The 9,094-nt window shown below is 59.9% G+C and carries 8 protein-coding genes and 4 pseudogenes; 6 read left to right on the top strand and 6 right to left on the bottom strand.

The features are described from left to right. Window positions 1-109: 109 nt before the first annotated feature. Window positions 110-438: pseudogene (locus H7C86_RS35895) on the top strand (transposase); the annotation flags it as partial. A 247-nt stretch (window positions 439-685) separates the two neighbouring features. Here the strand turns inward: H7C86_RS35895 and H7C86_RS35885 are convergent. Further along, window positions 686-2,023, bottom strand: coding sequence for a beta-propeller fold lactonase family protein (locus tag H7C86_RS35885; protein ID WP_259349426.1), 1,338 nt, complete (start codon window positions 2,021-2,023; stop codon window positions 686-688). Between the two features lie 358 nt (window positions 2,024-2,381). Next, window positions 2,382-2,615: pseudogene (locus tag H7C86_RS37785) on the bottom strand (AAA family ATPase); the annotation flags it as partial. Between the two features lie 64 nt (window positions 2,616-2,679). Between H7C86_RS37785 and H7C86_RS37780 the strand changes: the two are divergent. Next, window positions 2,680-2,811: pseudogene (locus tag H7C86_RS37780) on the top strand (IS110 family transposase); the annotation flags it as partial. A 149-nt stretch (window positions 2,812-2,960) separates the two neighbouring features. On the opposite strand, the gene H7C86_RS35880 reads toward H7C86_RS37780, so the two are convergent. Next, window positions 2,961-3,518 carry a DUF5067 domain-containing protein gene (locus H7C86_RS35880; RefSeq protein WP_182263407.1) on the bottom strand — a complete coding sequence of 186 codons (558 nt, stop codon included), beginning with the start codon at window positions 3,516-3,518 and terminating at the stop codon, window positions 2,961-2,963. A gap of 486 nt (window positions 3,519-4,004) precedes the next feature. Continuing rightward, window positions 4,005-5,081: a hypothetical protein gene (locus tag H7C86_RS35875; protein WP_182263406.1), complete on the bottom strand. Its 1,077-nt coding sequence runs from the start codon at window positions 5,079-5,081 to the stop codon at window positions 4,005-4,007. Window positions 5,082-5,213: 132 nt separating this feature from the next. Between H7C86_RS35875 and H7C86_RS35870 the strand changes: the two genes are divergently transcribed. The 4 genes and pseudogenes from H7C86_RS35870 to H7C86_RS38135 form a co-directional block, all read left to right on the top strand. After that, entirely contained in the window at window positions 5,214-5,807 is a 594-nt protein-coding gene (locus H7C86_RS35870; RefSeq protein WP_259349425.1) for a hypothetical protein, read from the top strand. A gap of 120 nt (window positions 5,808-5,927) precedes the next feature. Beyond that, window positions 5,928-6,098 (top strand): hypothetical protein, encoded by a 171-nt coding sequence (locus H7C86_RS35865; RefSeq protein WP_182263405.1) that lies wholly within the window; start codon window positions 5,928-5,930, stop codon window positions 6,096-6,098. A 261-nt stretch (window positions 6,099-6,359) separates the two neighbouring features. Beyond that, window positions 6,360-6,602: a hypothetical protein gene (locus H7C86_RS35860; protein ID WP_182263404.1), complete on the top strand. Its 243-nt coding sequence runs from the start codon at window positions 6,360-6,362 to the stop codon at window positions 6,600-6,602. A gap of 914 nt (window positions 6,603-7,516) precedes the next feature. Continuing rightward, window positions 7,517-7,744: pseudogene (locus H7C86_RS38135) on the top strand (hypothetical protein); the annotation flags it as partial. A 90-nt stretch (window positions 7,745-7,834) separates the two neighbouring features. On the opposite strand, the gene H7C86_RS35855 reads toward H7C86_RS38135, so the two are convergent. Both H7C86_RS35855 and H7C86_RS35850 read right to left on the bottom strand, forming a co-directional pair. Next, on the bottom strand, window positions 7,835-8,200 hold the full coding sequence (locus tag H7C86_RS35855; protein ID WP_182263403.1) for an Lsr2 family protein: 366 nt from the start codon (window positions 8,198-8,200) through the stop codon (window positions 7,835-7,837). A 337-nt stretch (window positions 8,201-8,537) separates the two neighbouring features. After that, window positions 8,538-9,094: M23 family metallopeptidase (locus H7C86_RS35850; RefSeq protein ID WP_182263402.1), on the bottom strand; the 557-nt coding region annotated here is incomplete at its 5' end.

Below are 9,094 nucleotides of genomic sequence, written 5' to 3'. Positions count from 1 at the left end.
GAACGAGGAGATTACGCAGTGCCCGTCCTCACACACCACACATTTGGACTTGACCCCGGGTTGCTGCTGTATTCGACAGGGCCGAAACTTGGAAAGGTGTTGCTTGACAATGCTGTTCATAGGGGACGACTGGGCGCAAGATCACCACGACATCGAAATCGAGGACGACACCGGCCGACGTTTGCGCGTGCCCGACTTCCCGAAGGTCTGGAAGGTATCGCGAAACTACATGCGTTGATCGCCGAACATGCGCCCGCCGAGTGGGTGGATCTATCCGCAGACCAAGTTGTTGTAGGAATCGAAACTGACCGCGGCCCTTGGGTAGTTGCCCTGCAGGCGGCTGGAAACCTGGTGTTCGCGATCAACCCACTCTCGGCTGCCCGATATCGGCAGCGGCATTCCACGTCCGGCGCCAAATCCGACGCAGGCGACGCGCAGCGCTCGCGCAATGCGTTCGGCGCGCCGAAGTTGTAGTCGAGCGTGACCTCAAACTGTTCCGCTGGAACATCGGTGAGCAGTTCGCCGGCTTCGGCAACCATCGCCGCGACCTGATCGAGTCACTGGGCTTGGGTGAGCAGTCCCTCGACCTCCGGAACATCGAGTGACCACCACAACGCGAGTGACCGCCCATCCGGAGTGCGGGTGGACGGCCACTAGGCTCATGCACGGAGACTTCGTCGTCAGCTCAGGACCCAAAACTCCCAAGTGATCCCCCTCCGACTGAAGGCGGAGAGGGATCTGTGGTGGGCGGTGTCGTCATGGTGCCGTCTGCGATATTGACAACAACCGGCAATCGGGCATCTGCACCGAAACCGTTGGAGGCGGTGACGGTGAATACGAAGCTCCCACTCTTGGTGGGGAAACCGGACAGGACGCCGGCCTCGCTCAACCTAAGTCCGTCTGGCAGTACACCAGAAGTGATCTTCACAGCCGGGGCTGGGTGTCCGGTAACACCGAAGGCGTAGTTGTAATCCTGGTTTAGGACACCGGAGGACGGTGTCCCGGAAAGCGTCGGAGCTTGGTCGATCGCGATTACAGATACCGAGCTGCCACGATTGTTGGTGACGTACATATAGCGTCCGTCTGGTGTGATCGCAACGCCGGTCGGGGCTGTACCGACAGGAATGGTCCCCGTGACTGTGTTGGTGGCGGTGTCGACAACGGTCACGGTGCCATCCAATGTGCTGTTGGGTATGTAGGCGCGTCGACCGTCCGGGGTGATCGCCACCGCGCGTGGGGCCGAATCGACTGAGATGGTTCTGGCGCGGGTGTTGGTGGCGATCGTGATCACGGACACCGAACGACCCTCGTAGTTGGTTACGTAGGCATACAAACCATCAGGTGTGATCGCCACCCCGGCCGGAAGTTTGCCGACCGCAATAGTTTTGGTGACGGTGTTGGTGGCCGTGTCGATTACCGACACGGAATTGTCGATGTTGTTGGTGACATAGGCATATTTGCCGTCGGATGTGATCGCAATCCCGTACGGACTCTCACCAACTGTGATGGTGTGGGTGACCGTGCGGGTGACGGTGTCGATCGCCAACACCGTGTTGCTGGCCTGGTTGGTGACGTAGGCATATTTGCCGTTGGGGGTAACCGCGACCCCGAACGGCTGTGTGTCGGTCGGGAGGGTGATGGTTTCGGTGACAGCGTTGGTAGCAGTGTCGATCACCGATACCGAGTTGCCGTGGTAGTTGGTGACGTAGGCGTACTTGCCGTTGCGGGCAATCGCGACCCCGGACGGACCTGAGCCGGTAGTAATTGTCATGGCGACTGTGTTGGTGGCGGTATCGACCACTGACACCGATTCACTGGCCACAATGTATGCCTGTTTGCCGTCTGGCGTTACCGCCACCGCGTCTGGGTGCGAGCCGACCGGGATTGTGGTGGTGACGGAGTCTGCGGCTGCGGTGGTGACCGCGCTGCTGACTGTCATGGCAACGGCGAGAGCGGCAGCAGCCAGTACCGCCGCGACACGTGGCCAAAGTTGATGTGGGTGTGCTTGTTCCATGGTGGACATAGGTGGCGCGCCCTTCCAGGTGCAGTCTTCCGCACCCAGAGGTACGCGGCGGCCACAGTAGGCGAACCACCCACAAGAACATAACGGACATTTGTTCTGTTCTGTTGTGTGGCCGTCCAGACCGGGCAGCGAACGCCGATTCGGGTGTGGCTTGATGTGGCACGCATAGCCAGTCGGTCATTGCCGGAATTTATCCAGTCTCGGACGGAGGTAGGGTCGATGCCGGAGTTGTCGGCACCGTGATGTCGAATGGTGACAAAGTGCTTCGCAACCGAGTGGAGTGACCGTGCAGAAGATCGCGACGGTCCGGGACGCGGAGGAGAATGCAGCATCGCAGGTGTTGCAGCTCGGATTCGCGAATCATGTGCCGCGCCGGATCCAATTCCGTTGTCGCACCCCCGGATCGCAACGGTCTTCCCAGCCCCGATTTCTCCGGTGATCACCCCGATCGCATGTTGGTCCACGCACCAGGACACACTGGGCGACGGCTTCGGCGTGTCCGGGGTGGCGGTGCAGCATTCGCCGGTGCCAAGTTCCGCACGAATGGCATCCTTGCAAAACCGTAATGTGCTTGCAGCCGTTCGATACTCATGCCGATTTCTCCTGTGGATCACTCTGCCTCATCAGTGCCCTTTCGCAGGGCGAGTGTTCTACATGCCGCGCTCTCCAGCCTCCGAAGCGGCAGACGGTCGAGAAGCTTCTACGAGCACAAGCGGGCCCAAAACCGCACGCACACCCACGCTTTGATGGCGCTGGCCCGCCGACTCGTCGACGTTCTGTGGGCATAGCTCCGCGGTGACAACAGGGCCTGGGAACCTCGAAGCTCTGTCCCCGCGGTGGCAGCTTGCTGCGCGGCGCGACGTCCGCTGGAGCGCTTGCAGGAAGAGCCGCCAGGCAATCATCCTGGCGACTCTTCCTCGTACGGGCCTCTTGGCGTCTACTCGAGCTCGAAGGTCATCGATCCGATCTCGTCCTGAAGGATCGTGGAGGCGACCAACTTCACGGGGGTTGTCGTGTCGGACAGCTCGTACGCGACCGCGTTAGCGACAGTGCCGCCCTTCTTGATCTTGTTCATCTGCGAATCGAGGAATGCAGCGTCCGGCAATGAGCCGACACCAAGCTTGTTCTCCGCGTTGGGGTCATTGTCCTGGTACGCCTCGAAAACGAACAGCCACGCCGTCATCGGATTCGTCTCCTTGCCGGAGACGTTCGTCGTGTCGTACCAGAATGCGATGACGGGCTCCTTGCCGTACTCGTTGCCCTCCTCACCTACTGGAATCGTCTTCACATCGGTGATCTTGATCACGACGTCCTTCGTCGTGAGGACGTTGTCCTCGAACGACGCCTCAACAGGAGCCGCGGCCGGCGCGTTGGCGGCGACTGTCGAGCCCGGCGTCGGTGCAGCAGTCGATCCTGCCGAGCTGCAGCCGACGAGAGCGATAGCCGCGATGCCGACGGTCGCGATGGTGAGAGAGAGCTTGCTGATGCGGTACATGTGGTGTCCCGTAGTAAATGTCGAGCAATGATCAGAAACCGATGCTAGGGCTTGTGATAGCGTGCGTCCCTCGAACAGCTGCATCGTGACCGTAGTCACCGACATCGTGACCGTAGTCACCGATGTCACGCCCGGATCATGTGCGCGTCTGTACTATTCTCGACAACTCCCAGAGCGTGTAATCAGCTTCCCGCTGAGCATTTGAAAATGTTATGAAAAAGTCCCTGCCTCAGGCGTCGCCATAATCCGCTGGGCCCCGTCGCCGTCGATGTATCGTCTCGACACGCCAGTTACAGAGTCGCCATTCTTTTTCAGATCCGGATAATGTCGTGAGACTCGAGCGCACCAAGGCTGAATTCGACTCTGTCAGCGAGGGCCGAACCGATCCCCAAAATCGTAGTCGTTCAGATTGGGGTATCAACCGCTTTCTAGGCTGGCGTAGGTCTGTCGTAACGAAGAAGGAACCAGAAGAATGCGAAACCGAGGTTAACTGCCGCTACTGCCGAATCCAGGTGTCGGATTGGGGGTGGGCTCCGGTGTGGGATTGGGGGTGGGCTCCGGTGTGGGATCGGTTATCAGGGTCGGGACGAGTCGCTCGACTCGACTTGCGGAGTTTGTGCCGCTCCCCAGCAGGAAGGAAACGGTGATCGATCCCGCCTTATCCGCAGCGACGCCAGTCGGGAAGACGAGACCACTGAACGGTAGAACGGACTGAGATCCGTCAGAGCGCAGTCTAATTACTCGGGTAGCTGTGTCTGTAGCTCCGGCCACGATCGCGTTTCCATCCTCGTCAACGGCCACGCTGAGTGGGGAAAGCCCGGCGAACTTGATATCGCTCTTTGTTCCGTCGGACGACACCTTGATCAGGCTGCTGTCGTTGCCGCCGAACTTCGCATCCGCAACGAGAATGTTGCCGGCTCGGTCCATTGCAACACCTCGAGGCTGAATGAATCCAGAGATCTGCTGGAGGGTGTTGCCGCCGACGACACTCGCTCGAACTACTTGGCTATCTTCATTGCCGGTACCGCAATCGAGGACTGCAATCTCCGAGCCTTGCGCCGCGACATCGCAAGGATTGCGCAAGCCATACGCAATCTGAAAGCTATTGCCCTCGGGTGTGATCTGAACTACCGACCCTGACGCGACAGCGTTGCCGGACAAGTAGCTGCCGAACGTGACGAAGATGTTCCCATCATTGTCTATGGCTACACTGCCAGCGGATCCACGGCCACTGACAGGCACTGTGGTTTGAGTTCCGTTCCCACTGATCTTCACAACTCGACTCTGACCGGAAGCGGTCACCAAAATAGCGGTATCGCCGTGGTCGTCGACAGCTACGTCCTTCGCCCACTCGCCATTTTTGAACGCCAGTAGGGTGGACTGGGTATAGCTCATCTCCAGCGCATCGGCTGCGTGTGCGGGTGCAGTGACGCCGAAAGCAGCGGCAACCGCCACCGCTGACGACATCAAAATTCTATTCAGGTTCGCTGGGCCCATTACTCGTTCTCCTTGATTTTTGAGCGATCCATCATGACTACTGGTTGGGTCAGCGAAGTGAATCATTCTGGTCTGACTTCAGCTGAAGCTCTTTCGATGAAGGCTGACGGCTGAGCTTATAGGGAGCCAACCACCTGATCGTGGCGGCAAGGAGCTTGCGAGCCTTGCGGTTGCGCCAAGAAGCCACCTCGGTGATCTGTGCGTTTGTCAGCGGGCGGCGAGCATCGGTGCCGAGATCATGCCGCACAGGTCTGGGAGCAGGTCTCCGAGTACGCGGCGCTGATGCGCGTCACGCGCCAGAGCGCGCAAAGAGACTTCACTGACGAACGTCTGATCTCCTTCGCGCACTCGCTCGGCCTATCACTCTCGGACGAAGCCCCCGGCGCCGACCTGATCGAATTCGAACGAACCATCTCCATGCCGGTCGCCGCGATCGGGTTGACAACTGCAGCACTGGCCGAAGCATTGAAGGTCGCCCACATCAACCTCGACGACAAAGAAGCAGTCGCCGGCCTGTCCCTGCTTTCCACCCTCGGCATGATCTGCGCCGACGCCAGCGCCTTCCTCGTCCCGGTCCCCCGCCCACTGCTGCTGCGTATCGCCCGCTACCTCGACGCCGCCGCAACATCGATCACCAATGGTGCGAACCTTCCCGACGGACTCGACGACACCAACCGACGACATTTCGCCGACATCCTCACCCGCGACGCCGACGGTGTCCGCGCCCTCACCAACACCGACGACCGCGACGCCCCGGCCCTGTGGCGCACCCCCAACCCTCCGGCGCTGTAGATCACCGTCGCGCCCCGCCAACCGCCGGGCGCGGAATACGAACGCTTCGCCGTCCATCGATCGACAAGCCGACAACCCAGCAACGTCGAGACCAGCACACACCCCGTCAGGATTTCAGCAATGCACTCCACGACCATCGCCGCCGCACAGACGCACGAAAAACTTCTCCTCGCCGCCACCCTCGTACTCGGCTACCCCGCCCCACTGAGCAACATCACCGACACCCGATCCACCGACAACTTTTCCGGCTCTGACACACCAGCCGAGAAGCACCTCACACCATGCCCGTGACAAAAAATGACCTGATCACAGCACTCCGCGCCTATGGTCCCCGCAGCTACGAACACAACATCGACACCGCCTGGGATCACTTTCTCGCAGCGGCCCGCAAGACATCGTCACCACAACCCACACCCGGCGACTCAGCAACAACGCAGTAACATCACCGATAGTGGTGCGCTGCTTTCCGCCTCGGTTCCAGCGCACCACGCAACCGATCGGGCAGTCACCTTTTTGCGTTGCCCGCATAATCCGCATATGCAGGAGCTGCCCGTGCCCTCCCCTACCGAACAGATCACCACCAAACTCGCGCAACTACCTATCAGCGACGACGCCGTCATGTGCCGGCTCCTACGCACAACGTTGCTCGCGCATGCCGATCAAGGCCGCGACATCACCGAACCCACCCTCCTCGGGCTCCTCGCCATCACCGGTGCCCTCGAAGAACGCCTCACCCGACTCGAAACCACACTCCAACCCGCCCCACACCATGACCCCACCCACGCCTCGCATTAACGCACGAAAGCGCAGGCACGGATTGCTCGGTATGGCAGTGGAAACTGCTGTCGTCCTCGGCTGTGTCCTCTCCGCCATCGCCATCGTCTGGTGGGCCGCCTGACCCGCACCAGTGCGACGCCGCATGTAACCCCCTAGGACCAAGACTCCTTGCGGTCACTCTTACGGCACCGTCGGTGATATTGATCGCGAATGTCGTCCGGTGAACTGCCCCGCCGAGGTAGGAAATACCACGCACAATCCGTAACGCAGTGGCGCACCAAACGGGTGGTTACAGCGGCGACGGGCGAACATGCAGCCGGGCCGGTTCACGGGGAACGGAATCGGGATCGATCAGCGGGCCGGGGTGGGGTCGGGTCTACCTGCCACAGACATACTCCTTCCATGGCAGGAAGGAGCCGTCAGCCTCGGGATTGAGGCGGTTCAGATACCCCTCACGGGGAGTCTAGGAAGTCCAGCGCCTGTTCTTCCCGATAGGGCGCAGGAAGGTCTCGTTTTGTCTCCTGCGCCGCACCTGAAGTACATAGTTGAACATGCAAACAAACCGAACACGTGGGATAATTCGCCGGTGAAAATACTCCGCACAAGACTGAGGCGCAGACAAATCGACAAAGCGGAGAGATGGCAAACGCTGCTTGTCATCGGGTTGTGCGTTCTTACTTTAGTGGCAATCTTCTTCGGAATGCGATACGACAAGTCCCGCTGGGTTCAACCCGCAGCCCTCACTACCAATTCGCTCTACGATTCCGCATCGTTCGAGACAGTTTCCGCCTTCGCGCTCAGCATTCGCCTGGCATCGTAAGCAGCGGGACGAACGACTCATACCAGTGGGCCGCATGGGCGCCATCCGATTTGGATTCTGCCCACCGCTGCGGTCTAGTGGATGGCGGGGTATCCGAACAGTTGAGGATCCGCTGCTTCTCGGTCACTGTGTCGCTAATCGCCTTCTTGGCTTCACCCACACTGACTTTCCTGGTCTACGCCCTCCGGTCAGAGTTCCGGTTTCACCGCCCGCTACGACGCGTGAAAACCTCATGGAAGGTGGTCGAGGCTCCGGCCGGGACTGGGCGCCAGTGTTGTGGTGGGCGATCGCCCTCGACGACGGCCGCTTGGTCTTCGCCGCCGAGGGTGGTCTCGAACTCGCCCAAAAATGCTTCTCACCGACGCGAATCGCCGATTATACACGCTCTACTCGTTGGGAGTCAACGAGAAAAGATGCCCTTCACGATCTTTCAGTGTGCGGCGTCGAAAGCATCGATGACGTCGGCTTTGATCCGACCTCGCGGGGAAACCTCGAAGCCGTTCTTGCCGGCCCAATCGCGGATCGCTTTCAGTTGCTGCGCTGATCGACCGGATCCGGACCCCGACGCCGCAGTCGCGATCACGGTTCTGGCGCGAGCCTTGCGTGTAGAGGAGACCTTCTCGGCAGCTTTTATGTACGGGGCGAACGCGGCTTCGATCTTGTCGGCATTGGTAGGTCGAAGATCAATCCGATAATCGGCCCCCTGATAGGAAAAGGCGACTTCGTGTTCCAATCCGGTGTCGATGGGATTTCCGTCGAGATCGTCGATGAGCTGTCGAATAAATATTTCGGCCACAGGGGATCCTTGTCGTTGCATACTGGATGGATATCTCTTTCATGTTATCCGCAGTATCTGATAACCCCGGACACTCCTGCCATCGCCTCGCGGGCCACTATCTGCACGGCACTCTGCGCGTCCGCCTGGAATCAACTTCCGCCGTGCGAACCGGTGTCAGAGCAGCTGCTGCGCGATATGCGGATAAACCGGCTTCTCGCAACAGAACGACAAACATTCACCACCGCCCGCTCCCAGGTATTGGATCAGGTCACCGAACAGACCATCACTGCTGACCGAGCGCTCCACTCAATACCCTGCTGCCACTGCCACTGCAGAGCCCCCATCCGATTTCGACCTAGGAGAAGTTCACAATCGCGAGGTTGAGCGGCATCTCGCTGGTCCGTGGTTCCAGCTTCTGCAGCCTGCCCTGCAAGAACGTGCCACTCAAGTAGTCATCTGCATCAGCAATCTGCTGCGGCGCGACCTGCCCGTCGTAATCAAAGCTCTTGAGTTCGTACGGCAACGAATCCGCCTCGAGCAGACTCGGCCCGTCCATCAGCTGAAAATGCAGGTGCGAAGCATTGGCGTTACCGGTGTTTCCGAGCCTTCCGAGCACCTGACCTTCGGTCACCTTGTCACCCGGTTTGACCGTGACCGAACCGGAGATCATGTGGGCGTACATTGCGTACACGCCGTCACCCAGATCGAGCACGACGTGATTCCCGTCGACATTCTCGACAGTCAGTTTCGCCGCCAATGTCGGGTCGCTGGCGGGCAGAACACCCGGAGCATTCGCCTCCATGCCGTCGAGGACCGAGACCACTGTGGCGTCAGCGACTGCGAGGATGTCGGTCCCGTAGTTGTTGTGGGTATGGACGTTGCTGACGCTGGATTGAAGTAGACGGGCTGGCC

Origin of the sequence: Rhodococcus sp. UFZ-B548 (assembly GCF_903819475.1) — a bacterium.
Classification (GTDB): Bacteria; Actinomycetota; Actinomycetes; order Mycobacteriales; family Mycobacteriaceae; genus Rhodococcus_F; species Rhodococcus_F erythropolis.
This window is presented reverse-complemented; position numbering and strand designations above follow the sequence as displayed.

What these genes read in the sequence shown, in the direction of transcription:
- H7C86_RS35875 (WP_182263406.1), bottom strand. Translation starts at nt 5,081, where the DNA reads ATGATTCACTTCGCTGACCCAACCAGTAGTCATGATGGATCGCTCAAA.
- H7C86_RS35880 (WP_182263407.1), bottom strand. Translation starts at nt 3,518, where the DNA reads ATGTACCGCATCAGCAAGCTCTCTCTCACCATCGCGACCGTCGGCATC.
- H7C86_RS35865 (WP_182263405.1), top strand. Translation starts at nt 5,928, where the DNA reads ATGCACTCCACGACCATCGCCGCCGCACAGACGCACGAAAAACTTCTC.
- H7C86_RS35885 (WP_259349426.1), bottom strand. Translation starts at nt 2,023, where the DNA reads ATGTCCACCATGGAACAAGCACACCCACATCAACTTTGGCCACGTGTC.